Below are 25,590 nucleotides of genomic sequence, written 5' to 3' on the forward strand. Positions count from 1 at the left end.
GGAAGAGAAGGACCGAAACCGATGGCCGTCGTCAGCGCCAACAGGCTCGAACTCCTCCAGATCGCCGATGCGGTCGCCCGCGAGAAGGTGATCGATCGCTCCATCGTGATCGACGCGATGGAGGAGGCGATCGCCAAGGCGGCCCGCTCCCGCTACGGCGCCGAGACCGACGTTCACGCCGAGATCGACCCGAAGACCGGGGCGCTGCGCCTGTCGCGCCACCTTCTGGTCGTCGATCAGGTGGAGAACGACGCCCGCGAGATTACCCTGGATCAGGCTCGCCGCTACAACCCGGGCGCGCTGGTCGGCGACGTGATCTCCGACACCCTGCCCCCCTTCGATTTCGGCCGCGTCGCCGCGCAATCGGCCAAGCAGGTCATCGTCCAGAAGGTGCGCGACGCCGAGCGTGCCCGCCAGTTCGACGAGTACAAGGACCGCATCGGCGAGATCCTCAACGGCATCGTGAAGCGCGTCGAGTACGGCAACGTCATCGTCGATCTCGGCCGCGGCGAGGGCATCGTGCGCCGGGACGAGATGATCCCGCGCGAGACCTTCCGGCCGGGCGACCGCATCCGTTCCTACCTGTTCGACGTGCGCTCGGAAGTGCGCGGGCCGCAGATTTTCCTGTCGCGCTCGCACCCGCAGTTCATGGCCAAGCTGTTCGGCCAGGAAGTGCCCGAGATCTACGACGGCATCGTCGAGGTGAAGGCGGTCGCCCGCGACCCGGGCTCCCGCGCCAAGATCGCGGTGATCTCCCGCGACGGCAGCATCGACCCGGTCGGCGCCTGCGTGGGCATGCGCGGCTCGCGCGTTCAGGCCGTGGTCGGCGAATTGCAGGGCGAGAAGATCGACATCATCCCGTGGTCCGAGGACGAGGCGACCTTCATCGTCAACGCCCTCCAGCCGGCCGAGGTGGTGAAGGTGGTGCTCGACGAGGAGGCCGACCGAATCGAGGTGGTGGTACCGGACGACCAGCTGTCGCTGGCGATCGGCCGCCGCGGCCAGAACGTGCGCCTCGCCTCCCAGCTCACCGGCTGGGACATCGACATCCTCACCGAAGCCGAGGAATCGGAGCGCCGCCAGAAGGAGTTCGCCGAGCGGACCCAGGTCTTCATGGAGGCGCTCGACGTCGACGAGACCGTCGGCCAGCTGCTCGCGGCGGAAGGCTTCCGCAACGTCGAGGAGATCGCCTACGTCGACCTGCAGGAGCTGTCCGGGATCCAGGGGCTCGACGAGGAGACCGGAGCCGAGATCCAGGCCCGCGCCCAGGATCACCTCGCCCGGATCGAGCAGGCGCACGACGCCCGCCGCACCGAGCTCGGCGTCGCCGACGAGCTGCGCGAGATCGAGGGCGTCACCACGCCCATGATGGTGGCGCTCGGCGAGAACGACGTGAAGTCCGTCGAGGATCTGGCGGGCTGCGCCACCGACGACCTCGTCGGCTACACGGAGGGCCGCGGCCCCGAGGCCGTGCGCCATGCCGGCTATCTTGACGGGTTCGACCTGTCCCGTGCCGAGGCCGAGGCCCTGATCATGGCCGCGCGCCTCAAGGCCGGCTGGATCGAGGCGCTGCCGGAGCCGGAGGCCGAGGAGGGCGCCGAGGCGGCCGAGGGCGAGGAAGCCGCCCCGGCGCAGGCCGAGGCCTGAGGCGGCAGCCGGCGGCGGAGGCGCGATGGTCGCGGTCGACACGACCCTGTCCGAGGACGGGCTGGTTGCCGGGGGGCTCGATGCCGGCCCCAGCCGCCGCGCGCCCGAGCGGACCTGCATCGTCACGCGCGTCGCCCAGGCGCCGGACGGCATGATCCGGTTCGTGCGTGGGCCGGACGGCAGCGTCGTGCCCGACCTGCGCGCCAAGCTGCCGGGCCGCGGCGCCTGGGTCAGCGCCCGGCGGGACGCGGTTGCCGCCGCCGTGCGGAAGAACCTGTTCTCCCGGGCGTTCAAGGAGCCGGCCCCGGCCGCTCCCGACCTCCCGGACCGGATCGCCGCGGCCCTGCGGGCGGATCTCCGTCAGGCGATCGCGCTGGCCAACAAGGCCGGCTGCATCGTGGCGGGCTTCTCGAAGGTGGAGGCGGCCATTGGCGGCCAGCCCGGCGCCCTCGCGGTGATTCACGCCGCGGAGGCCAGCCCGGACGGGCGGCGGAAGATCGCGTCGGCCTTGCACCGGCGTCACGGTGAGGCCATGTCAAGGATACCGATCGTCGACGACCTGTCCGAAGACGAATTGGACATGGCCTTAGGTCGGGATCATGTGATACACGCTGCGCTCGTCGCAGGAGCCGGAGCTGCCGGCTGCCTGTCGCGTTGGCGTCGGCTACGCTCCTTCGAGGGCGCCGCCGCGGCGACCGGGGAGCCCGATCCAGCCCGAATCGGCGGGATCGACGAAGCCTCACGTTGACGACGCAGGATAGTTTTGGCCGGCGCCACCGGGCGTCGGTTCACGGGACGATGGAAACCCTCAGGGTTCAGGCTGAATGAGCGATACGAACAACCCGGGCGACAAGACTCTGAACAGGACTTCCCCGAAGCCGCTCTCCCTTAAGCGGCCGATCGAGGCGGGAACCGTGCGTCAGAGCTTCTCCCATGGCCGCTCCAAGCAGGTCGTGGTCGAGACGGTGAAGCGCCGTGTCATCGGCGCCGCGCCGGCCGCCCCCGCCCGTGAGCCGGCACCCGCACCGCGCCCGGCTCCGGCCGCGCCCGCCGCGGCGGCGCTCGCCCGCCGCGGCGGCGCCACGCCCGGCCCAGCGGGCCGCCTCGGGCGTGGTCCTGCGGACGCTGAGCGAGCAGGAGAGCGCTGCCCGCGCCGCCGCCCTCGCCGACGCGCAGCGCCGGGAGGCCGAGGCCCGCCGCAAGGCCGAGGCCGACGCCGAGGCGCGCCGTCGGGAGGCCGAGAGCAGGCGCGCGCGAGCGCGAGGCCGCCGAGGCGCGCCGCCCGCGAGGAGGAGGAGCGCAAGGCCGCCGCGGCCGCCGCTGCAGCCGCCGCCGCCCGAGGCCGCGAAGACGGCCGAAGCTCCGGCCCCCGAGGCGCAGGCTGCTCCGGCGCCGGCCGCCCAGCCCGCCCCCGCCGCTCCGTCCCGTCCGGCCGCCGCGCCGGCGCCCACCCGCCCGGCGGCCGCTGCGCCCGCGCGGCCGGCCGAAGCTGCTCGCCCGGCTGCCGCCGCTGCCCGCCCTGCGGCCGCGCCGGCCGCTGCCGCGCCGCGCCCGCCGCTGACGCCGCGTCCTTCGACGGGCGAGCCGCGCAAGACCATCACCGCGGACACGCGCAAGCCCCGCGACCTCAACTTCATGGCCCGCCCGGCCGCGCCGCCGGAGCCGGAGAAGAGCGCGACGCCGGCCACCGCCGCCCGTCCCGCCGGGGCGGCCGCGACGGCGCGTCCCGCGGGCCGCGGCGCCCAGACCAACGACGACGAGTCGGAGACGAAGCGGGTGATCCGCCGTCCCGGCATGCCGCTCAAGATCATCACGCCGCCCAAGACGCCGAAGTCGCCCGGCGGCGACCGCAACCGCGGCCGTCTGACCATCGCCAACGCGACCTCCGGCGAGGAGGAGCGCACGCGCTCCGTGGCGTCGTTCCGCCGCCGCCAGCAGCGGATGAGCGGCCGCGGCCAGGTGGAGCAGAAGGAGAAGCTGTCCCGCGAGGTGACGATTCCCGAGACGATCACCATCCAGGAACTCGCCAACCGCATGTCGGAGCGGGCCGTGGACGTGATCCGTCTGCTGATGAAGCAGGGCCAGATCCACAAGATCACCGACGTGATCGACTCGGACACCGCCCAGCTCATCGCCGAGGAACTCGGCCACACGGTCCGCCGCGTCGCCGAATCCGATGTCGAGGAGGGTCTCTCCTCCGACGAGCCGGATCTGGAGGAGGATCTCGATCCCCGTCCGCCCGTGGTCACCATCATGGGCCACGTCGACCACGGCAAGACGTCGCTGCTCGACGCGATCCGCAAGGCGAACGTGGTCGAGGGCGAGGCCGGCGGCATCACCCAGCACATCGGCGCCTATCAGGTCGCGGCCCCGTCCGGCGACATGATCACCTTCATCGACACGCCCGGCCACGCGGCGTTCACGTCGATGCGTGCCCGCGGCGCCAAGGTCACCGACATCGTGGTGATCGTGGTGGCGGCCGATGACGGCGTCATGCCCCAGACCATCGAGGCCATCCAGCATGCCAAGGCGGCTGGTGTCCCGATGATCATCGCGGTCAACAAGATCGACAAGCCGGATGCCAAGCCCGAGCGGGTCCGTACGGAACTGCTGCAGCACGACATTCAGGTCGAGTCGATGGGCGGCGAGACCCTGGAGTTCGAAGTCTCGGCCAAGACCGGCGCCGGCCTCGCGGAGCTGCTGGACGGCATCCAGATCCAGGCCGAGATCATGAACCTGCGCGCCAACGAGAAGCGCGACGGTGAGGGCACGGTGATCGAGGCCCAGCTCGACCGCGGCCGCGGTCCCGTGGCCACGGTCCTTGTCCAGCGCGGCACCCTGTTCACCGGCGACATCGTCGTGGCGGGCGCGGAGTGGGGCCGCGTGCGCGCCCTGATCGACGATCTCGGCGAGAACGTGCAGTACGCGGGTCCTTCGGTCCCCGTGGAGGTGCTGGGCTTCAACGGCACGCCGGATGCCGGCGACCGCGTCATCGTGGTGCCCAACGAGGCCCGCGCCCGCGAGGTCACCGAATACCGCGCCCGCCAGAAGCGCGAGCGTCAGAACGCCCGCACCGGCGGCGCCAACCGCTCGCTGGTCGACATGATGCGCGACCTTAAGGAGGGCGCCGGCCGCAAGGAGCTGCCGGTCGTCATCAAGGGCGACGTGCAGGGCTCGGTCGAGGCGATCTCGGGCGCCTTGGAGAAGCTCGGCAACGACGAGGTCGCGGCCCGCATCCTCCTGTCGGGCGTCGGCGGCATCACCGAATCGGACATCACCCTGGCGCAGGCCTCGAAGGCGGTGGTCATCGGCTTCAACGTGCGCGCCCACAAGGAGGCCCGCGAGGCCGCCGAGCGGGCCGGCATCGAGATCCGGTACTACAACATCATCTACGACCTCGTGGACGACATCAAAGCCACGCTGTCGGGCATGCTGCCGCCGACCCTGCGGGAGGAGCGCCTCGGCGAGGCAACCATCCAGGAAGTCTTCGAGGTCTCGAAGGTCGGAAAGGTCGCCGGCTGCCGGGTCACCGACGGCATCGTGGAGCGCGGCGCCCATGTCCGCCTGATCCGCGACAGCGTGGTGATCCACGAGGGCAAGCTGAAGACGCTCAAGCGCTTCAAGGACGACGCGAAGGAAGTCACCTCCGGACAGGAGTGCGGCATGGCCTTCGAGAACTTCGAGAACATGCGCGCGGGCGACACGATCGAGTGCTACCGGGTCGAGGAGATCCGCCGCACGCTCTGACGGTCCGGATCCGTCCGGACAGGGCGGTCGCGGCATCCGCCGCGGCCGTCCTTTCTTTTTTCAGGACGTGAGCCGGCCGCCCACGCGGTTCGGCCCGAGACGCAATGGCCCAGAAACCGACATCCACCGGCCCCTCGCAGCGTCAGCAGCGCGTGGCCGAACTCATCCGTCACGCCCTGGCCGAGGTGCTGCAGCGCGGCGACATTCAGGATCCTGTGCTCGGCACGCATGTCGTGACCGTTCCGGAGGTGCGGATGTCGCCGGACCTGAAGCTCGCCACCGCCTACGTGATGCCCCTCGGCGGCCTCGACGAGGCGCCGGTGATCGCCGCCCTGGAGCGCCACCGGAAGGTGCTGCGCCAGGAGGTGGCGCGGCGGGTGAACCTGAAATTCGCGCCGGAGCTGCGATTCCGGCGCGATGAGACCTTCGACGAGGCGGCGCGGATCGACCGTCTGCTGCGCGACGAGCGCGTGCAGCGGGATCTCGATCACGGCCGGGACGCGGACGAACCGGAGACCGGATCGGGGCATTGATCCCGAACACCGAATGCAAGGGGACGGGGCTCAGCCCCGCGGGACACGAGGATATGACGGTTTCCATCGACGATCATTCGCACGGCGAGCGTCCTCCCGCGGTTCCGAGCGCCGAGCGTCGGGGCCCGGAGGGCCGCCGCCCGCAGCGCGGCCCGCGCCCGGACCGGCCCAAGCGCCGCGACGTCTCGGGCTGGGTGATCCTCGACAAGCATGTCGGCATGACCTCGACCCACGCTGTCGCCGTGGTGAAGCGCGCCTTCAACGCCAAGAAGGCCGGGCATGCCGGCACCCTCGATCCCCTCGCGTCCGGCATCCTGCCGATCGCGCTCGGTGAGGCGACCAAGACCGTCCCCTTCGTCATGGACGGCCGCAAGGCCTACCGCTTCACCGTTCAGTGGGGCGTCGAGACCGATACCGACGATGCCGAGGGGCGCGCCGTCGCCACCAGCGATGCCCGCCCGGACCGCGCGGCGGTCGAGGCGGCGCTGCCGGCCTTCGTCGGGGCGATCGAGCAGGTGCCGCCGCGCTACTCCGCCATCAAGATCCAGGGCGAACGCGCCTACGACCTCGCCCGCGAGGGCGAGACCGTGGAGCTGGTCGCGCGGCCGGTGCAGATCGACCGACTCGCGGTGATGGAGCATGACGGCGAGCGCACCGTGATCGAGGCCGAGTGCGGCAAGGGCACCTACGTCCGCGCGCTCGCCCGCGACCTCGGCCGTATGCTCGGCTGCTACGGCCATGTCGCGGCCCTGCGTCGGACCCGTGTCGGTCCCTTCTCGGAGGCCGAGGCCTGTCCGGTCAGCGCCCTCACGGAAGGCAGCCCCGAGGCCGCGATGACCTACCTGCGCCCGGTGGAGACGGCCCTTGACGCGATCCCGGAAGTCGCCGTTTCCCGCGATCTGGGCCTGCGCCTGATGCGCGGGCAGCCGGTCATCCTGCGGGGCCGCGACGCGCCTGTGGAGGGCAAGGCTTTCGCGACCTGCGCGGGCATCCTGGTGGCCGTCGGCGACGTGGAACGCGGCGAATTGGTGCCCCACCGTGTGTTCCATCTCGGCGGGACCGCTCCGAACCGCGGGGCGTGAGGCCCGAGGCTTGGCGGATTCGAGCGCATCGCTCTCTCCCCCGCAGAGAAGCGAGGGGGACGCGTGGGGCTATGGTCCGCCAAGACCTTTGCGCCGCCCGACGAGTCCGAACTTGATGCGTGATCACGCCTGAGGCGCGTGCGCGCAGGTGGAACGAACCTGAGCCGTAGGACTTTGGCCCCGCGGGCGATCCGGGGCGGCAATGCGCGAACTCGACTACGATGTGGCGGTGATCGGCGCCGGCACGGCCGGTATCGCGGCATACCGTGCGGCCGCCGCGGCCGGCGCGCGGGCCGTGCTGATCGAGCGCGGCCCCGGCGGTACTACCTGCGCGCGGGTGGGCTGCATGCCGTCCAAGCTGCTGATCGCCGCCGGCTCGGCGGCCCACGCGGCGCGCAACACCGCGCTGTTCGGAATCCGGGTGTCGGACGTCGTGGTGGATGGCCCGGCCGTCCTGAAGCGCCTGCGCGCCGAGCGCGACCGGTTCGTCGGGAGCGTGTTCGAGGGCCTGGACGAACTCCCTGACGAGAGTCGGATCGCCGGAAGCGCCCGCTTCCAGGACACGCGGACGCTCATCATTGACGATCACACGCGCGTCCGCTTCCGGGCCGCCGTCATCGCCACGGGGTCGAGCCCGGTCGTGCCGGAGCCGCTGCGCGCGCTCGACGATCGTCTCCTGACCACCGACACCCTGTTCGAGATCCCCGATCTGCCGGACTCGCTCGCGGTCCTCGGCGCCGGAGCGGTCGGTATCGAGATCGCGCAGGCCATGGCGCGGCTCGGCGTCGCCGTTACGGTGATCGATTCGGGCGAGACCGTTGCCGGTCTGTCCGAGCCCGCCCTTGCGCGCCAGGCGGCCGAGATCTTCGGCGCCGAGTTCGACCTCCAGCTCGGTGCTAAGGTTCAGGCTGCGGCCCCGGACGGTGACGGTGTGCGCCTCGATTGGACGGATCGCGCAGGGCGCGCACAGGTGACGCGCGCATCGCGCGTCCTCGCTGCGGCCGGCCGGTCCCCCAATCTCGCGGGCCTCGGACTCGAGGCGGCCGGCCTGCGCCCCGGAAAGGGCGGCGTGCCGGATTTCGATCGGTGCAGTCTGGTCTGCGCGGGCGGGCAGAACCTGATCGCCGGTGACGCGGACGCGTGGCGGCCGGTGCTGCACGAAGCGAGCCGGCAGGGGGAGATCGCTGGGGCCAACGCGGCGGCCCTCGCGGCAGGGCGACCGGTCGCAAGTCCCGATCCTTGGCCGAGCTTCGCCATGGTCTTCACCCATCCGCAGGCCGCCGTGATCGGCGCGCCCTACGACCCGGATGCCGCGGACCGCGTGGTCGGAACGATGGACTTCTCAGACCAGGGGCGAGCCCGGGTCGAGGGGCTGAACCAGGGCGGCATCCGCATCTGGGCCGATCGCGGCGGCCGGTTGCTGGGCGGCGAAATGCTCGGACCGGCCGTGGAGCATCTTGCGCATTTGTTGATTTATGTTGTTGCCCAGGGCTTGTCGGTTCCGAGCCTGGAAGCGTGGCCGACTTATCATCCGACAATGGAAGAGGGGCTTATGAGCGCCCTGTCGGACGTCCAGCGAAAGATTTGAACGCGTTGATCTTGTCGCGACCACAATCATTGCGCTTGGTCGATCCGACCGCCATACCCGTCTGAATGAGCTGGTTCTATTTCTGATGCCGCCGAGCCAGACCCCAGATAGCGGCATCGACCTTGATGCGCTCGCCCTCGACGAACTCGACCGCTTGGATCAGGGCGTGATCGGCCTGGATCCGGCCGGCAGCGTCGTGGTTTTCAGCGAAGGTGCCAGTTCGATCTCGGGTCTGTCGCGCGAGGCGGTGCTCGGGCGCGATTACTTCCGCGACGTGATGCCGGGCACGAACGTGCCGGGCTTCCGCGGCCGTTTCCTGGCGGGTGCTCGCCGGGGGGGCCTGGACGAAAGCTTCGATTACGTCTTCGGCCGGCTTCCGCAGCCTCTGCGTGCCCGGGTCCGCATGCGCCATGGTCAGGTCGCGGGCACACAGCCGGTCACGTGGCTGACGATCGACCCGCTTGAGAGCCTCGGGGCTGGCCTGTCGCGCGAGGCCGTGATGGCGGCGATCGGGCGGCGTGTCCGCGCCGAGCCGGTGGATGCCAGCCTCTGCGAGCGCGAGCCGATCCACATTCCGGGCTCGATCCAGCCCAACGCCGTGATGCTGGCCGCCGATGCCGCGACCCTTCACGTGCAGGCTTATTCGGCCAACGTCTCCGAGATCGTCGATCCGGTCGAGCCGCCGCTGGCTGGGCGGCCCCTGGCCGACGTGCTGCCGGCCGATTTCGTCGCGGCGATCCGGGTCCGGCTCGGAGGCGGGACCCTGGAAGACGGCCGCTCGCTCCGGCGCCGGATCACGTTTCTGGGCTCCGGCGCGACCTACCACGCCGTCGCCCACGCCCATGCTGGGCGCCTGATCGTCGAGCTGGAACTTGAACCGGATTCCGACGACGATTTCGCGACCGCGAGTCAGGTTGATACCGAACTCGCCGTCGGGCGCCTGCGCGAGGCCGGGAGCTTGGCGGACGCCGCCCGGATCGCGGCCCTGGAGATCCGGGCGCTCACCGGGTTCGAGGCGGTCTTGGTCTACCGCTTCGACACCGACTGGAACGGCGAGGCGGTGGCCGAGGATAAGGCGCCCGACTGGTCGCGCAGTCTCCTCGGTCTGCGCTTTCCCGCCTCCGACATCCCCGCCCAGGCCCGCGCCCTCTATACGAAGGCCAAGAGCCGCTTCGTGATCGACCGCGACAGCGTGCCGGTCGGCTTGGTGGCCGCCCCGGGGGGCGGCAACGCCCCCATCGACCTGACCTTCGCGCAGCACCGGACGCTCTCGCCGATCCACCTGGAGTATCAGCGCAACCTCGGCGTGAACGGCTCGATGTCGATCTCGATCATGGTCGAGGGCCGGCTCTGGGGCCTGATGATCGGACATCATCGCCGCCCGCACTATGTCACGCCGGAGACCCGCTCCGCCGCGACGGTCCTGACCGACGCCTTCGCCATGCGGGTGCAGGAGATCGAGTCGCGCCGTCTCTGGGACGAGCGGCAGGCCCATCTCGACGTCGAGGGTCGGCTGGTCCGCGGGCTGACCCGCTCCGACGACTTCGTGGCCGCCTTGACCACCGGAGCGACCACGCTCCTCGACCTGTTCAGCGCCACCGGGGCCGGCATCGTCTCGGGCGGGCGGGTCACGCTGATCGGCCGGACGCCGCCGGCCAAGGCGGTGACGGCGATCGCGGCTTGGCTGCGGGATCGCGTGCCGGCGAGCGAGGGCGGCTACAGCAGCAACACCTTCTCCGCCGAGTATCCGAAAGCTGCTCTCCACCGGGAGATCGCCAGCGGCCTGCTCGCCGCTTTCGTGGACGAGTCGCGCGAGAACCTGCTGCTCTGGTTCCGTCCCGAAGTCCCCAGCACGGTCACCTGGGGCGGCGATCCGCGCAAGCCGGTGCTGGCGGGCAGTGGCCCAGTGGCGGTCCTCCCGCGGCGGTCCTTCGAGCGCTGGATCGAGGAGCGCACCGGCTTCGCCAGCCCGTGGGCCGATTGGCAGATCCAGCTTGCCGGCTCCCTGGCGGAGGCCGTGGAGGGCGTCGTGCTGCGGCAGCGCCGCAAGATCGACGAACTGACCAGCCTGCTCGCCGAGAAGGAGCGGCTCCTCGAACAGAAGGACCTGCTGACCCGGGAAATCGACCACCGGGTCAAGAATTCCCTCCAGATCGTTTCGGCTTTCCTGCAGATGCAGCGCCGCCAGATCGCAGACGGCGACGCGCGGCAGGCCTTCGCCGACACCTCCGCGCGGGTGATGAGCGTCGCGCGCGTGCATGACAGCTTGTACCAGGCCGAGCGGGTCGACGAGGTCGATCTCGGCCAGACCATCGAGAGCCTGTGCAACGACCTCGCCGGCTTGGCGGGCGACGGCCATGCCGTCGACCTCACCGCCGAGCCGGGGCTGATGGTGCCCTACCGCAAGGCGGTGGCCCTCTCGCTGATCGCCACGGAACTTGTCACCAACGCCTTCAAGTACGCGGCGAACCCGGCCGGCGGCGGCCGGGTCGAGGTCAGCGTCTCGGCCTCCGGCCCCGGCGAGGTGCAGCTCCGCGTCTGCGACGACGGCGGTGGCCTGCCCGACGACTGGGCCGACGCCAAGGCCCGCGGCAAGGGATCGGGTCTCGGCATGAAGCTCATCCGGGCAATGTTGGACCAGATCAACGCCAAGCTCGACGTCGCCAACAATCCCGGCGCCTGCTTCACGATCACCGCGTGAGCCCGTCCACCGCGATGGAGCGCGCCAACCTGCATGCCCGCCTGCGCGCGGCGACCGCGCCGGCCCACCAAGCCCTTGAGGACGACCTCGACTGGCGAGCGCGGGTGGCGACGCTGTCCGGCTACCGCGACCTGCTGGCGCGGCTCTACGGCTTCCACGCCGTGTGGGAAGCGACCATCGGGCTAGGGCTCGCCGACGAGGCGTTCCTCGCGCCGCGCCGCCGCCTCACCCGTCTGGCCGCCGACCTCGACCATCTCGGTCTGGCGCCGGGCGCGGTCGCGGCGCTCCCGCGGCCGGCGCCTCATGTCCTGGCCGATCCCGCCGCGGCGACCGGCGCGCTCTACGTGCTGGAAGGCTCGACGCTGGGCGGCCAGCTGATCGGCCGGCACATAGCCGGGCTGCACGGATTCTCGAACGACGGGCTCGCCTATTACCGGGCCCACGGTGCCGCGGCCGGCGCGATGTGGACCGCCTTCCGCTCGCGCCTCGAACGCTTCGCGGATGATCCCGAGGCGGAGGCCTCCCTCACCGGAGCGGCCGTGACTACGTTCGCGGCCATGCGCGGATGGCTCTGCCCGGCGCCGACCGCCTGACAGGGCCGCTCACCGCAGCCCGTCCCGCGCCAGCATCAGATGGGCGATCAAGCGTTCTGCGAGGCGGCTGGGCGGCCGTCCGGCGGGGCGCAGCAGCAGGGTCTCGATCGGGATCCCGGGCCGGAACGGCCGCAGGACGATCGGCAGGCCGGTCAACTCCCGGGCGGGGACGGGATCGACGATGGCGCCGCCGAGACCCTCGGCGACCAAGCCGCAGCGTGCGGCCGTGTATTCGGCCATCAGGGCAAAGTGCGGAACCACTCCGGCGGCCTCCGTCGCCGCCTGGACTGCGCTCGATCCGGCTGAGATCAGCGGCACGCCGGCCAGATCCGCTGCGGTCACGACGCGCCTGTCGGCGAGGGTGTGCCGCCGCGGCAGCGCGCAGACGGCCATCGTCGTGAGGTACGGCTCGGCCGTCACCCCGGTATAGCCGGATCGCGGCCGCGCGAGGCCGAGGTCGCACTGACCGGACGCCGTCCAGGACCAGATCGTGTCCGGGCTCGGCACATGGACCGCGATGCGCAGGCCCGGGCACTCGGCATCGAGGCCGCGGATCGCCCTCGGCAAGAGCCGGGACGCTAGGGACGGCTGGCAGGCCACGCGCAGCGAGCCCGTCCCGCGATCCCGGATGCGGCGCGCGGCCTGCTGCAGGTGGTCGAGCCCCGCGAAGGTCTGCGCGACCTCGTGGGCGAAAGCCTCGCCCTCCAGCGTCGGTACCGCGCTGCCGTGGCCGCGGACGAAGAGCGGGAAGCCGAGTTCCGCCTCCAACTGCGCGACGGCGCGGCTGATTTGGGGCTGGCCGATCTTCAGAGCTGCGGCCGCCCGGGTCATGCCGCCGTGCCGTATCACCGCGCGAAACAGGTCCAGATGCGCCGGATTGATCATGCCGATCTCGCATGGACTCGGGCCATTGTGTCATTTGGCGGCATGGCACAATGCCTGTGTCAATGAGCACTCGATCATCCCTCGGAAAGGGCCGACCATGCTCGCCTTCGCGGTCTCCGCGCTCCTCGCCATCCTGGCGGGCGCCGGGCTCGTCCTGCAGCAGATCCTGAACGCCAATCTGCGGGCAGAGCTGGACTCCGCCTCCTGGGCCGGGTTCTCGAGCTATTTCGTCGGCCTGACCTGCATGGCGCTCCTGGCCGTGGCCCTGCGCGACCCCGTGCCGGCAACGAGCCTGGCGGCGCGGGTTCCGTGGTGGACCTGGAGCGGCGGCCTGTTCGGCGCACTCTTCATCGGGCTCGCCATCCTGCTCGTCCCGAAGCTCGGCGCCGCGACCTTCTTCGCCCTGCTGGTGACAGGTCAGATGCTCGCGTCGGTCGTCTTCGATCAGGTCGGGCTTCTGGGCCTCGCGCAGCGGCCGATCGACCTGCCACGGCTTATCGGGATCGTGCTGCTGGTGGGTGGGGTTGTGCTGATCCGGCGGTAGATTGGGGGGCCGGTCAGCCCTTTCGCGGTGGTCGGCGGCTGCACCCGTATGACGCGCACCGTTCCCGGAAAGATGGAGCGAAGCGGAGCCTGCTCCGTGACCCAGCACACGAAGCGCCGCGATAGCGGCCCGATAGGTTCCAGATGGACGCTGCGCGGTGTCCTTTTGCCGGGTTCCGGATCACCCTCCGCTGCCTTCCAGGCGTCCGGAAAAGGGGCAGCGCAGACACGGCTCCGTACGATGCTGCCTGCCCCACCCCACACCTTGTAAAAGCTGAGGCAGGACTGGGCTCTACGGCGTCTCGGCTAGCAGCCCTTCGACGAACCCGGCGAGGCCGGTCCGGCGCGCCCGCTTCAGCCGCTCGGCCGCCAGGATGCCCTGGAGTGAGCGGAAGGCGTTCTGCAGGTCGTCGTTGACGAGGACGTAATCGTACTCGACCCAGCGCTGGATCTCCGTCCGCGCGTTGGAGAGGCGCTTCTCGATCGTCTCGGCCGAGTCCTCTGCCCGGCGCTCCAGGCGCTGGCGCAGCTCGGCCATGCTGGGGGGCAGGATGAAGACGGTCACGACATCCTGGGCGAGCTTGGAGCGCACCTGCCTGGTCCCCTGGTAGTCGATGTCGAAGATCATGTCCCGGCCGGCCCCGAGCACCTTCTCCACCGGCCGGCGGGGTGTCCCGTAGAAATTGCCGTGGACCTCGGCCCATTCGAGCAGGTCGTCGCGGCTGCGCAGGTCATCGAAGGCCTCGCGCTCGATGAAGTGGTAGTGCCGCCCGTCGATCTCGGAGGGCCGCCGGGCCCGGGTGGTCACGGAGATCGACAGGTCGAGCGCCCAGGCGGGATCCTGCGCGATCGCCCGCGTCAGGGTGGTCTTGCCCGCCCCGGAGGGCGAGGACAGGATCAGGATCAACCCGCGCCGCGCGATGGGGTCGGAGACGCTCCCGGCCGGCTCGGTCATGCGCGTGGCTCCCCGGCGTTTCGCATCCGTACCCTCATGGTTGGTCCCGTCATTCGATGTTCTGGACCTGCTCGCGGAACTGCTCGACCACGGCCTTCAGGTCGAGCCCGATCCGCGACAGGCTGATGTCGTTGGCCTTGGCGCAGAGCGTGTTGGCCTCGCGGCCGAATTCCTGGGCCAGGAAATCGAGCCGGCGACCGATCGCGCCGCCCGCCGCCAGGAGTTCGCGGGCGCTGGCAACGTGGGCGCGGAGCCGATCCAGCTCCTCGCGGACATCCGCCTTGCCGGCGAGCAGCATGGCCTCCTGATGCAGGCGGTCGGGATCGAGGCCGCTGCCGCCGAGCGCCTCGACCGCCGCCATCAGTCGCGCCCGCACCGCCTCGGGCTGGCGCGCCGGGTTCTCCTCCGCGGCCTCGGTCAGGGCCGCGATCCGGTCGACCTGTCCGGTGACGACCTGCTCGAGCTGGCGCCCCTCGGCGCGGCGGGCCTCGACGAGATCCGCGACCAGCCGGACCACGCCCGCCGCGAGATCGTGGGCGAGGGTGTCGGTGTCCGCAGCCTCGTCCTCGACCTCGATCACGCCGCGGACGTTGAGGAGGCCATCCAGGGTGGCGGGCGCCACGCCCTCAGGAACAGGGACCCGGGCGACCGCCTGCGCGAGGCTCGCCAGCAGGGTCTCGTTGATCCGTACCCGGGCGGTGCTGTCCGGCTTGGTGAGCGTCAGGGTCAGCTGGCACTGGCCGCGCGTCAGCGTCTTCTGGAGCGCGGTGCGGGCGGTCTCGCCGAGTCCGTCATAGCCCGACGGCACGCGGGTGCGCACGTCGAGCCCGCGCCCGTTGACGCTGCGGACCTCCCAGGCCCAGTGCACCGGCCCGGCGGTCCCCGCCGTCCGGGCGAAGCCCGTCATGCTCGCGATCTGGGCCATGGCGACCCCCGTCCCTCAGAAGATCGGGGCCTGTAGCACGGATCTCAGCGGGGGGAAGAGGCCGGTCGACCGGTCGGGCCGCGGATGACGCGCGTCGCGGCGCCGGCACGGGGGCGCGGCGCCCCGGATCACGCCGTCGGTTGGTCTTTCGTCATGGCCGCCGTCATGGCCGCGACGTCCATCCACATCAGCTCGATCACGTGGCCGTCGAGATCCTCGAGAGTCCGGCCGTACATGACCTCGCCCATCTCCTGCTTCGGCCGGAGGTCGGCGCGCCCCCCGGCGGCGACGGCCCGGTCCACGCTGGCATCGACGGCCGCGCGGCTCTCCTCCGACAGGCAGACCAGCACCTCGGTGGCGGACCGCGCGTCGGCGATCGGACGGGGGGAGAACCCGGCGAAATGCGCGTGGCTGAGCAGCATGACCACGATCGCGTCGGAGAACACCATCGCGGCGGCCGTGCCAGGCTGGGAGAAACGGGCGTCCCGTGTCGCACCGAGCGCCGCGTAGAAGCCGGCCGAGCGCTCGACGTCTTCGACGGGCAGGTTCACGAAGATCATCTTGGGCACGGGTCTCTCCTCGTCTCACGGAACGCTGCGCGGATACAGCGTTCCATACAGGAGGCTCGGACCGGCGCGGCCGCGGACCCCCGGGCGAAGGTCAGCGTCGTCCGCGCGGCGCCGCAGTCGGTTCGCTGAGCGCCGGAACGGTCTTGGGCGAACCCAGGTCGTAGCTGCGGTTCTTCAGCGGATCGAGGCGCGTGCCCTCGGAGGCGTCGAAGGCGCGCGAGCCCGGCGTGCCGGTGTCGAGGGCGAAGGCCGCGTTGGTGTTGACGCCGTTCGAGGCGGGGATACCGCCCGGCGCGTAGGCCGAGGCGCGCCCGGGCGTCGCCGGATCCGGGCCCGGCTCGACCTTGTCGACGGCGTCCGGCGGCGCCTGACGGCTCTTCTCCACCGCGCGCCAGCGGGCGACGTTGCGCTGGTGCCCTTCGAGCGAGTCGGCGAAGGCGTGTCCGCCGCTTCCGTCGGCCACGAAGTAGAGATCCTTGGTCCGCGACGGGTTGGCCACCGCCTCCAGGGCGGCCTTGCCGGGATTGGCGATCGGGCCCGGGGGCAGGCCCTCGATCACGTAGGTGTTGTAGGGCGTCGGCCGATCGATCTCGGAGCGCAGGATGCCCCGTCCGAGGGTGCCGCGGCCGCCCACGAGACCGTAGACGATCGTCGGGTCGGATTGCAGCTTCATCCGCTTGTTGAGGCGGTTGATGAACACGCCGGCCACCCGCGGGCGCTCGTCGGCGCGGCCGGTCTCCTTCTCGACGATGGAGGCCAGGGTGACCATCTCGGCCGGGGTCCGCACCGGCACGTCGGCGCTGCGCCGCAGCCAGATCTGGTTCAGCACCTCGCGCTGCTTGGCCTTCATCAGGTTGACGATCTGCTGGCGGGTGGCGCCGCGCTCGAACTTGTAGGTGTCGGGCAGGAGCGAACCCTCGGGCGGGATCTCGTTGATCTCGCCGGTGAGCACGTCGTTGTCGTTGAGGCGGCCCACGATCTGCTCGGAGGTCAGGCCCTCCGGGAAGGTGATGGCGTGCTGCACCTGCCGGCCGGTGGCGATGGTGTCGAGGGTGTCGGCGATGCTGGCATGGGCCTTGAACACGTACTCGCCGGCCCGCAGTGCCGGCCGGCCGCCGAAGCGGGCGGCGAACTCGAACAGTCCGGTATGGTCGATCACGCCCTCGCGCTTCAGGGTCTCGGCGATCTCGCCGGTGCCGCTGTGGGTCGGGATCACCACGACCTTGTCGGCCGTGAGCGGGCCCGGCTCGCGCACCTGCCGCTGGAACAGGGTGATGCTGATCATCGCCGCGATGGCGATGACCACCGCGAAGGTCAGCGCCCCGCTGACGAGTCCCACGAACCCGCTCCGCTCGCGCTCGGGCTTCTCCGGAGGCGGAGGCGCGACGGTGGGCTTGATCGCCTCGCCGGGCGAGCGCGGCGAGAGCCGCTGCGGCAGCGCCGGCTCGTCCGTCGGATCCTGCGTGATGCGCTCGGGCGCGGGCAACTTGGAGCGGCGGAAGAACATCGGGATCCTGTCTGGGCCCGTGCGACCCGTCACGCGTCGCGGGCCGGGATCGGCTGCCCGCGACCGGGTGCGCACGTCGAGGTCTGAGACCCTAGTCGGGTTTGTGGCGAAAATGCCGTCTCGCGCTGCAGTGACGTCGGTTCGTCGCGCTCAGGCCTGGGGTTGGCAGGTCGCGCAGTAGAACGTCGAGCGGTTGGCCTGGACGATCCGGGCGACCGATCCCCCGCAGCCCGGCCGGCTGCAGGGCAGCCCGAAGCGGTCGTAGACCCGGAAGGCGTGCTGGAAGGCGCCGGCGCTGCCATCCGTGTGGACGTAGTCGCGGAGGGTGGAGCCGCCGGCCGCCACCGCCTCCTCGAGAACCTGCACGATCGCCTTCGCCAGGGCGTTGGCCTTCGGTGTCGGGCGACCGTCAGGCTTCGCGAGACTGCCCGCCGGGGCCTCCGGGTGAAGGCGCGCCCGGTGCAGGGCCTCGCAGACGTAGATATTGCCGAGGCCGGCGATGAGACGCTGATCCAGCAGCGCGGCCTTCAGCGGCGCGATCTTGTAGCGGAAGAGCCGCGCGATCACCGCTCCGGTGAGCCCGTCGAGGGGCTCGATCCCCATCCTGGCGAAGTGGCGGCAGGCGGCGAGATCGCGGCTCGGCACGAGGTCCATGAAGCCGAAGCGGCGCGCGTCGTTGTAGGTGACGGTGGCGCCGGTGCTCATCGCCATCACCACATGGTCGTGCTTGGGTGTGCCCGATGCGCCCTCCAGGTAGAAGTCCCCGGGGGACAGATTGCGGCCGTCGGGAAGCGCCACGTCGAACCGGCCGCTCATGCCGAGATGCATGATCAGCGTCTCGCCCGAATCGAGGTCGGCGGTGAGGTATTTCGCCCGGCGGGCGAGGCTCGTGACCGCCCGTCCCTCCAGCCGCGCGGCGAACCGATCCGGAAACGGGAAGCGCAGGTTGGGCCGCCGCAGGGTGATGCGGCTGAAACGGGCGCCGACCATGGCGGGGGCCAAACCCCGCCTGACCGTCTCGACCTCGGGAAGCTCGGGCATCTCTCTCGCGGCTTGCCTGTGCGGCGCCTCGCGCGCCGGTCCCGGATATCGGCGGGTACGGCCGCCATGGCAACGGCGCCGATGTCGCGCGGCCGGTTCCTGCGCCGGGTCCGCGTCCCCGCCCGCTAGCGCCGCCGCAGCCGGACGTAGAGCGCGCCGCCGCCGCCATGATGGCGGGCGGCCTCCTCGAAGCCGACGACGATCCCGCGCAAGTCCGGACCGCGCAGCCAGTGCGGGACGCTGCGGCGGAGAACCCCGCGCTCGGCGAAGGCCTCCGAATAGCCCGGCCCCCCCTTGCCCGTGACCACCAGCACGTAGGCATGGCCGGCGGCCCGCGCCCGCAGCAGGAAACCCGTGAGCGCGGCGTGGGCTTCCGCCTGCACCATCCCGTGAAGGTCGATCCGCGCCTCGATCGCCAATCGCCCGCGGCGCAGACCGACCTTTGCGGTCCGCTCCAGTCCCGGGCTCGGGGCGTGGCGCTGGGGCGGCGCCTGGTAGGGTGCGGCCGTCGCCGGCCGCGGCGGCTCGGGCGCCGGCTTCGGCGGGGTTTTCGCGCGCGGCCTTTTGGCGACCGGCGGCGCGCTCGGCTTCAGGATCGGGGCCGTCAGCGCCGGCATGGTGGCGGTTGGGCTCGCCGGGGCGGGGGCGGTCTCGGGAACTGGCGGTGCGCGGCCCGGCAGCGGTGTGACCAGCTTGGCGATCGCGTCCCAGAGCCGCGCCTCGCCGGCGGTGAGGCGCCGCCCGCGGCGCGGCGCTCTCACGGCGCGTCCCCGCGGAGGGCGAGGCGTTTCGGCAGCAGCACCACGAAACCGATGGCGTCGCGCAGGTTCCCGGCTGCGACGCCGGCCTCATCGCCGGTCCCGACGAAGAGGTCGCCGCGGGCCGGTCCGACGATGGCCGAACCCGTATCGGCGGCGACGACCATCCGTCCGGTCTCGCCCGGCGCCGCGCCCGGAAGCGGTCCCGCGAGCCAGAACGGCAGCCCGTAGCGCCACAGGGTCGAATCGACGGCCAAGCTGCGGCCGGGGCTGAGCGGCGCGTTGGCGGCCCCGGGCGGGCCGAGGGTGGGATCCGCCACCTCGGCGAGGCGGAAGAAGATGTAGGAGGCATTGGCACGGATCAGCCGCCGGGCAATGTCCGGGTGCTCGCGCAGCCAACCCGTCCAGCGGGCCAGGGTCAGGCCCTCCAGCGGCAGATGCCCCTCCTGCACGATCAGCTTGGCCACCGCCGTGTAGGGCCGTCCGTTCCGTCCGTCGTACAGGACCCGCACGGCGCGCCCGTCCGGCAAGCGGACGCGTCCGGAGCCCTGCACCTGCAGGACCAGCAGGTCGACGGCATCGCGCAGCCACAGGATCGGCCGTGCCCTCGATCCCAGCGCCCCGTCCTCGATCGCGGCCCGATCGGGATAGGGCGCGAAGCCGTCCGCAGTGGCGCGGGCGGCCCGCAGGTTGGGGTCCAGACCCGGCCGGGTCTCGCCGGGGCCGAGAGAGACGAGGTCGTCGGGGCGGGCCAGGACCGGTGCGGTGAAATTCGGCCCCGGCTCGAGGGAGCCCGTCAGTTCCGGCTCGAAGTAGCCGGTCAGGAAGCCGGGGCGCTCGGAACCGGGCCGCTCGACGCGGAAGGCGTCGAAATGCTCCCGGAAGAAGGCGGCGGCATCCCCCCGGTCGCCCGCGGCCGCCGCACAGGCCTCGGCCAGGGCGGCGGGATCGCCCGCGACGCCCGCCGGCTGCGGCAGGGCGGGCGGTGGCGCGGCGCAGACGCGGCGAAAGGCGTCCAGCGCCGCAGCAGGCTCCGGACCGGGAAAGCCCGGCAGCGTCTCGGGGGCGACGGGCGTCAGGACCGCGCCGCCGACCCGCTGAGGGGCGGCGGTCGATGCCTGAGTCAGCAGGGCGAGGAGGACGGCCGGGACGATTCCGGACCAAGCACGCGGGATCGGCACGGCAAGGCTGTCACGAAGTCAGGCGCCGGCCTCGGTGGCCACGAGCTGCCAGTTCGGATCGCGGGAGCCCAGGCTGCGGGCGAAGGTCCAGACGTCGGGCACCTCGACCACGGTCTCGGCACTGCCATCCACGACCTTGCCCTCGGCATTGCGGGTGGCGGTGATCAGGTTCGACAGGAAGCGCACGGTGATCTGTGCGACGCGGTTGCGCACCTCGACGGCGACGATCTCGGCCTTGTCGATGGAGACGAAGGTGGTCTCCAGGGTCTGCCGGTTGCGCTCGCGCTCGGCGATGGCCCGCTCGAACGCCTCGCCGACCTCCTTGGACAGGAGTCCGCGCAAGGTCTTCCTGTCGCCCTTGGCAAAGGCGATCATGATGGCCTCGTAGGCGGACTTGGCACCCTCCAGGAAAGCTCGCGGATCGAAGCTCGGCTCCGCCTGCACGCAGGCCTCCAGCCCGCGGGACACCTCCGAGCCGGGCTCGGCGATGCCGCGCCAGTCGCGCGGCGCGGCGGCGGGGGCCGAGGCGGGCTGCACCCGGTCAGCGCCGGGCAGGCGCACGACATTGTCCCCGTCCGTCCGCGTCTGGGGCTCGGTGCGGCTGCGATCGACGGGCTTGAACGGCGAGCGTTCCGCGCCGGTCTTCTGGCCGAGCACGGAGCGCAGACGCCAGATCACGAAGACCGCGAGCGCGAGAAAGATGATCGTCGTAACGTCGAAACTGTCCTGCATCACCGATCCGATGGTGGCCGCGGTGGGACCCTGTGCCCCTTGCTCAAGTCCTGCGCGGTGCGGCGCCGGCTAAGCGCGCATGGGTCCTGGCGACTCATATCCGACCAACGCGCCGGGGGCGAGCCGGTTGTCCCCGAGCAAAACGCGTTCCCGCATCGGATATGGGTCGCGGGTGCCGCCGTCGCCAGCGCCACGCCAGCTCGCTTGTCCAGGCACGATGCGCGTGTTAGCGGCCCTGCGGTTTGGGTAGTTCCGCGGCGCGTTCCGGCGGCTCCCGCTGAGAAAACCCGCGCCGGCCTCGCCGGCTGATCGAGAAGGATGATCCGCATGGCCGACTCTCCGGCAGCGAACGGCAACGGCGGCGGCATGCCGCAGGGCGATGCTCCGATGATCAACGCCCTGGCGCAGTACACGAAGGATCTGTCCTTCGAGAACCCGAACGCGCCGCGTTCCCTGCAGCCCAAGGAGGGGCAGGGACCGCAGATCAACATCCAGGTGAACGTCAACGCGTCGCAGCTCTCGGAGACGGATTTCGAGGTCGAACTCAAGCTCGAGGGCGACGCCAAGGTCCAGAACGATGTGCTGTTCGCCTTCGAGGTGACCTATGCGGGCGTGTTCCGCCTGGTGAACATCCCGGCCGACCAGATTCATCCGGCCGTGATGATCGAGTGCCCGCGCCTGCTCTTCCCGTTCGCGCGCCAGATCGTGGCCGAGGCGGTGCGCAACGGCGGCTTCCCGCCCCTGTACATCGATCCGATCGACTTCGTCAGCCTCTACCGCCAGCGGATGGTGGAGCAGCAGGGCGCGCAGGGTCCGCTGGCCTCCTGACGTCGCGCCCGGCGGCGCGTCAGCGGCCGTTACCGCGAGGAGCCGCCGCGAGCGCGCGCAGAGCATTCGCGGGGCGCCCGTCGAGACGGGGAGCGCGCAGCACGATCCAGCTCCGCGGTAACTCGGCTTGGCCGGACAGCGTGCCAGTCTCCGCGGCGCGCTGCCACGGCGAGCCCGGCCTCGACGGTGGCGGACAGTCCAGGCGCCGAAATCGCCCCTCTCCGACCACCGGCCTCGTGGTGATGCGGCACCTTCGAGCCCACAGCGAGGTCTCGCCGAAGCAGCGGTCCGTCGGGAGCGGGCTCTGGTCGGGCGGGAACCCGATCCCGAGCGCACAGGAGCTGTCGGATCCGGGGTGCGGCACTGCCGTTCCGGGCTTGACCGTGGCGGGTCCCGAGTCCAGGTGCGGGGCCCGCTACGGCTCCAGGATCGCATGGCTCCCACCGCTCACCTCGCCCTGATCAATCTGTTCATCGGAGACATCCAGGGCGGCCTGGGACCGTTTCTCGGAACATGGCTGGCGCAATCTGCCGGGTGGAGTCCGGCCCGGATCGGGTTCGTCATCACCCTGGTCGGATTCGGCACGCTGTTCCTCAGCGGCCCCTTCGGCGCCCTGGTCGACCGGTACCCCCGGCCCCGCCTGCTGATCGGGCTCGCCTGCGGCGCGATCCTGGCCGGCACGCTGCTGCTGCTTCCGGCCAGAAGCCTGCCGGCCGTGCTGGCCGCGCAACTCCTCGCTGCGGCCGGCGGCACGCTGCTGCTGCCGGCGGTGGCAGCCCTGACCCTGGGGATCGTCGGGAAGGACCAGTTTCCCAAGCAGCAGGGCCGCAACCAAGCCTTCAACCACGTCGGCATCCTCGCCGCTGCCGGCGGCATCAGCCTGGGCACCGCCACGTTCGGGCCTGCGATCGCCTTCTGGGTGCTGGGCGGAATGGCGGTCGCGGCGATCGTCGCAACACTGACGACACCGGCCAGGGCCTGGAACCGACGTCGCGCGGTCGGCTGGAAGGAGGACGAGGAGGACGAGCCGGCGCGCAGCGGCCTGCGACAGGTCCTGGGCAATCGCCGGCTCCTCGTGCTCACGGTGGCGCTGACGCTGTTCAATCTCGGCAATGGCGGCATGCTCTCGCTGCTCGGCCAGAAGCTCGTGGCCACCGCCGCCGACGCCACCACTTGGACGGCGCGCTACGTGATGGTGGCGCAGCTGGTGATGGTGCCGGTGGCGCTGTTCGCCGGGTCCCTCGCGGACAAGCGCGGGCGGCGACAGCTCCTGATGGTCGCCTTCGCGGTCTTGCCGGTGCGGGCGCTCCTGTCCGGCCTGATCGACGATCCGGTCTGGCTCATCGCCGCCGAGGTCTTGGATGGCGTGGCCTCCGGGATCGTCGGGGTCGCGGTGCCGGTGGTCGTCGCGGACCTGACCTGGGGATCCGGGCGCACGCAGACGGCGCTCGGCAGCGTCAACGCGGTGCAGGGAGTGGGTGGTGCCCTGTCGGGCTGGTACGGTGGCCTGTCCTACGGGCTGTTCGGCTGGACGGGCTCGTTTCTCGCCCTTGGGGTGCCGGCTCTCGTCGCCCTGGCGCTCGTGATCTGGCTCGATGCGACGCCCGAGCCCGGACGGAGGCGCCGTCGGCAAGAGCGCCGCAGCGCGGCCGTGCAGGGGACTTGACGGTCTACGTGAGCGGAACGACGCGATCCGAGCCGGCGCCACGTTCGGGCCTGTTCCGCGGCTTGGGGTCGTTTCGCTGCGCGCGATGACGGCGGGAACCGAGACGCCCTGAAACGCGAAAGCCCGGCCGGGGCCGGGCTTCGTTCCGATGTCTCTCCGCCTCGGTTCAGCCGATATGGGGGCTGCCGGTGGCGGCGGGGAAGCGGTCGGCGAGGGCGCGGCGCAGCTTCTCCAGGGCCCGGTTCTCGATCTGGCGGACGCGCTCCTTCGAGATGCCGAGGCGCTGCCCGAGGGCTTCCAGGGTGGCCTGATCCTCGGCGAGCCGGCGCTCGCGCAGGATGCGCAACTCGCGCTCGGACAGAACTGTCAGGGCCTGCTGGAGCCAGCCGAGGCGGCGCTCGCCGTCCACCGTGGCGCTCACGGTCTCGTCCGGCAGATCGGCGCCGTCGACCAGGAAATCCATCCGCTCCGAGGAGGCGTCGCTGTCCTCGCCCACGGGGGCGTTGAGCGACATGTCCGGGCCGGACAGGCGCGCGTCCATCAGGGCGACATCGTCCCGCGAGACGCCGATGGCGCTGGCGATGCGGCGGTGGATCTCGTCGCCGACATGCTCCTCGGTGGATTGCATGAGGCGGGCACGCAGCCGGCGAAGGTTGAAGAACAGGGCCTTCTGCGCGGAGGAGGTGCCCCCGCGGACGATCGACCAGTTGCGCAGGATGTAGTCCTGGATCGAGGCCCGGATCCACCACGTCGCGTAGGTCGAGAAGCGGACATCCCGCTCCGGCTCGAACCGGGCGGCGGCTTCCATCAGGCCGACATGACCTTCCTGGACGAGATCGGCCATCGGCAGACCGTAGTGACGAAAACGCCCCGCCAGAGCAATGACGAGGCGCATATGGGCCGAGATCAGGCGGTGAAGGGCGCGCTCGTCGCGGTCATCCTTCCAGCGAACGGCGAGGCCGCGCTCTTCCTCCCGCGCCAGGAAGGGCGCCTCCATCGCAGTCCGAATGAACTGCCGTCGAATTCCCGCGATCTCAGCCATCCCGCCTGCCTCTTGTTGTCGAGTGCTGTTGCGGCGCCGGACCTGCTAGTCCGGCGCGCAGGCGCCTCCCAGGGGCGACGCCAGGCAACCGACAACGGAAGGCGAAACACGAAAGTTCCGCGTCACTGCCCCAGAATGCGACAGCGGATCGACCACGATCACGTGTTCCATCGGGATGACATGGGCTCGGGCGATGGATCGTCCAGTGCCGTTCGGACCAAATTCGCCTTGGTCATGTGGGCAAGTCCGCACGAAGCAAGAAAAAACCCGGCCGCCAGGGCCGGGTTCGAGGGTCGTGCCGTCGTGAGCAGGGCTCAGGCGGCCTCTTCCTGGATGTCGTCGCCGTCGGTCTCACCCTCGGCTTCGGGCTCCGCCTCGCTCTTGGCCCGGCGGGGCGACTTCGCGAGGCTCTGCTCGATCAGCTTCAGCGCCTCGGTCTCGGTGATGCGGTTCACAGACGAGATCTCGCGGACGATCCGGTCCAGGGCCGCCTCGTAGAGCTGCCGCTCGGAATAGGACTGCTCGGGCTGGGCCTCGGAGCGGTAGAGATCGCGCACAACCTCGGTGACGGCCAGCAGGTCGCCCGAGTTGATCTTGGCCTCGTATTCCTGGGCGCGGCGCGACCACATGGTCCGCTTGATCCGGGCGCGGCCGGTCAGCAGATCCAGGGCCTTCTTGACCAGCTCCGGCTCGGCCAGCTTGCGCATGCCCACGCTGTTGGCCTTCGCGGTCGGGACGCGCAGGACCATCTTGTCCTTCTCGAACGACACAACGAACAGCTCAAGCTTGTAGCCCGCGATCTCTTGCTCCTCGATCGCGGTGATGCGACCGACGCCGTGGGCCGGATACACGACAGCCTCGCCGGTCTTGAAACCTTGCCGGCCTGCGGTCGTCGTCTTCTTGGCTGTGGTCATGCGAGAAGGGCCTCCACTGGCGCGCAGCCGTTCGACGCCGCGCGAAACCGTGTTGTTCCGGGCGGGACACCCGGTTTGCCTCGCCGCTTCCCATGATCGCGCCCGAGGCGAAATCCAGGACATCCCCGGCGCGGCCGTGCACAAGCCTGGATC

General features: G+C 71.2%; 22 protein-coding genes and 1 pseudogene. 12 read left to right on the forward strand and 11 right to left on the reverse strand.

The features are described from left to right. Window positions 1-21 precede the first annotated feature (21 nt). The 9 genes and pseudogenes from nusA to MMSR116_RS20755 all read left to right on the forward strand — a co-directional run bounded on the left by nusA (window position 22) and on the right by MMSR116_RS20755 (window position 11,891). The gene (nusA, locus tag MMSR116_RS20720) at window positions 22-1,647 is read left to right on the forward strand and encodes a transcription termination factor NusA (RefSeq protein WP_010685354.1); all 1,626 of its coding nucleotides are present in this window, start codon (window positions 22-24) and stop codon (window positions 1,645-1,647) included. A 25-nt stretch (window positions 1,648-1,672) separates the two neighbouring features. Then, window positions 1,673-2,395, forward strand: coding sequence for an RNA-binding protein (locus MMSR116_RS20725; protein ID WP_010685355.1), 723 nt, complete (start codon window positions 1,673-1,675; stop codon window positions 2,393-2,395). 76 nt (window positions 2,396-2,471) lie between these two features. Beyond that, window positions 2,472-2,579 (forward strand): annotated as a pseudogene (locus MMSR116_RS32575) (hypothetical protein); the annotation flags it as partial. A gap of 43 nt (window positions 2,580-2,622) precedes the next feature. Then, entirely contained in the window at window positions 2,623-5,394 is a 2,772-nt protein-coding gene (gene infB, locus MMSR116_RS20730) for a translation initiation factor IF-2 (RefSeq protein WP_432419876.1), read from the forward strand. Between the two features lie 104 nt (window positions 5,395-5,498). Continuing rightward, the gene (gene rbfA, locus MMSR116_RS20735) at window positions 5,499-5,927 is read left to right on the forward strand and encodes a 30S ribosome-binding factor RbfA (protein ID WP_010687052.1); all 429 of its coding nucleotides are present in this window, start codon (window positions 5,499-5,501) and stop codon (window positions 5,925-5,927) included. Between the two features lie 53 nt (window positions 5,928-5,980). Next, window positions 5,981-7,009 (forward strand): tRNA pseudouridine(55) synthase TruB, encoded by a 1,029-nt coding sequence (gene truB / locus MMSR116_RS20740; RefSeq protein WP_010687053.1) that lies wholly within the window; start codon window positions 5,981-5,983, stop codon window positions 7,007-7,009. 202 nt (window positions 7,010-7,211) lie between these two features. Beyond that, window positions 7,212-8,597: a dihydrolipoyl dehydrogenase gene (locus tag MMSR116_RS20745; protein WP_010687054.1), complete on the forward strand. Its 1,386-nt coding sequence runs from the start codon at window positions 7,212-7,214 to the stop codon at window positions 8,595-8,597. Window positions 8,598-8,682: 85 nt separating this feature from the next. Beyond that, window positions 8,683-11,298: a histidine kinase dimerization/phosphoacceptor domain -containing protein gene (locus tag MMSR116_RS20750; RefSeq protein ID WP_010687055.1), complete on the forward strand. Its 2,616-nt coding sequence runs from the start codon at window positions 8,683-8,685 to the stop codon at window positions 11,296-11,298. Window positions 11,299-11,312: 14 nt separating this feature from the next. Then, window positions 11,313-11,891: a biliverdin-producing heme oxygenase gene (locus MMSR116_RS20755; RefSeq protein ID WP_010687056.1), complete on the forward strand. Its 579-nt coding sequence runs from the start codon at window positions 11,313-11,315 to the stop codon at window positions 11,889-11,891. Between the two features lie 9 nt (window positions 11,892-11,900). Here MMSR116_RS20755 and MMSR116_RS20760 read toward each other — a convergent pair whose 3' ends face one another. After that, window positions 11,901-12,776 (reverse strand): LysR family transcriptional regulator, encoded by an 876-nt coding sequence (locus MMSR116_RS20760; protein ID WP_010687057.1) that lies wholly within the window; start codon window positions 12,774-12,776, stop codon window positions 11,901-11,903. Window positions 12,777-12,873: 97 nt separating this feature from the next. Here MMSR116_RS20760 and MMSR116_RS20765 point away from each other — a divergent pair, with 97 nt between their 5' ends. Beyond that, window positions 12,874-13,320, forward strand: coding sequence for a DMT family transporter (locus MMSR116_RS20765; RefSeq protein ID WP_010687058.1), 447 nt, complete (start codon window positions 12,874-12,876; stop codon window positions 13,318-13,320). Between the two features lie 291 nt (window positions 13,321-13,611). Here the strand turns inward: MMSR116_RS20765 and gmk are convergent, their stop codons facing one another. The 8 genes from gmk to MMSR116_RS20805 form a co-directional block, all read right to left on the reverse strand. Beyond that, window positions 13,612-14,274 (reverse strand): guanylate kinase, encoded by a 663-nt coding sequence (gene gmk, locus MMSR116_RS20770; protein ID WP_010687059.1) that lies wholly within the window; start codon window positions 14,272-14,274, stop codon window positions 13,612-13,614. A 49-nt stretch (window positions 14,275-14,323) separates the two neighbouring features. Further along, window positions 14,324-15,199 (reverse strand): YicC/YloC family endoribonuclease, encoded by an 876-nt coding sequence (locus tag MMSR116_RS20775; RefSeq protein ID WP_010687060.1) that lies wholly within the window; start codon window positions 15,197-15,199, stop codon window positions 14,324-14,326. Between the two features lie 128 nt (window positions 15,200-15,327). Beyond that, entirely contained in the window at window positions 15,328-15,768 is a 441-nt protein-coding gene (locus MMSR116_RS20780) for a VOC family protein (protein WP_010687061.1), read from the reverse strand. A 91-nt stretch (window positions 15,769-15,859) separates the two neighbouring features. Continuing rightward, a complete protein-coding gene (gene mltG, locus MMSR116_RS20785; protein ID WP_010687062.1) occupies window positions 15,860-17,275 on the reverse strand; it encodes an endolytic transglycosylase MltG in 1,416 nt (471 codons plus the stop codon). 150 nt (window positions 17,276-17,425) lie between these two features. Next, window positions 17,426-18,316, reverse strand: coding sequence for a bifunctional DNA-formamidopyrimidine glycosylase/DNA-(apurinic or apyrimidinic site) lyase (gene mutM / locus MMSR116_RS20790; RefSeq protein ID WP_039894772.1), 891 nt, complete (start codon window positions 18,314-18,316; stop codon window positions 17,426-17,428). 125 nt (window positions 18,317-18,441) lie between these two features. Continuing rightward, window positions 18,442-19,077 (reverse strand): Smr/MutS family protein, encoded by a 636-nt coding sequence (locus MMSR116_RS20795; protein ID WP_010687064.1) that lies wholly within the window; start codon window positions 19,075-19,077, stop codon window positions 18,442-18,444. After that, entirely contained in the window at window positions 19,074-20,255 is a 1,182-nt protein-coding gene (gene mltA, locus MMSR116_RS20800) for a murein transglycosylase A (RefSeq protein WP_010687065.1), read from the reverse strand. Before mltA ends, MMSR116_RS20795 begins: the two co-directional genes overlap by 4 nt. Window positions 20,256-20,273: 18 nt before the next feature. Beyond that, the gene (locus MMSR116_RS20805) at window positions 20,274-20,987 is read right to left on the reverse strand and encodes a Tim44/TimA family putative adaptor protein (protein ID WP_010687066.1); all 714 of its coding nucleotides are present in this window, start codon (window positions 20,985-20,987) and stop codon (window positions 20,274-20,276) included. A 327-nt stretch (window positions 20,988-21,314) separates the two neighbouring features. Between MMSR116_RS20805 and secB the strand changes: the two genes are divergently transcribed. Both secB and MMSR116_RS20815 read left to right on the forward strand, forming a co-directional pair. Continuing rightward, entirely contained in the window at window positions 21,315-21,815 is a 501-nt protein-coding gene (gene secB, locus MMSR116_RS20810; protein ID WP_010687067.1) for a protein-export chaperone SecB, read from the forward strand. Window positions 21,816-22,248: 433 nt separating this feature from the next. Then, on the forward strand, window positions 22,249-23,481 hold the full coding sequence (locus tag MMSR116_RS20815; RefSeq protein WP_010687068.1) for an MFS transporter: 1,233 nt from the start codon (window positions 22,249-22,251) through the stop codon (window positions 23,479-23,481). A 166-nt stretch (window positions 23,482-23,647) separates the two neighbouring features. Here the strand turns inward: MMSR116_RS20815 and MMSR116_RS20820 are convergent, their stop codons facing one another. Continuing rightward, complete coding sequence (locus tag MMSR116_RS20820) at window positions 23,648-24,523, reverse strand: RNA polymerase factor sigma-32 (RefSeq protein WP_010687069.1); 876 nt, start codon at window positions 24,521-24,523, stop codon at window positions 23,648-23,650. 314 nt (window positions 24,524-24,837) lie between these two features. Continuing rightward, the gene (locus MMSR116_RS20825) at window positions 24,838-25,437 is read right to left on the reverse strand and encodes a CarD family transcriptional regulator (protein WP_010687070.1); all 600 of its coding nucleotides are present in this window, start codon (window positions 25,435-25,437) and stop codon (window positions 24,838-24,840) included. Window positions 25,438-25,590: the final 153 nt, after the last annotated feature.

Origin of the sequence: Methylobacterium mesophilicum SR1.6/6, assembly GCF_000364445.2 — a bacterium.
Lineage (GTDB): Bacteria > Pseudomonadota > Alphaproteobacteria > Rhizobiales > Beijerinckiaceae > Methylobacterium > Methylobacterium mesophilicum_A.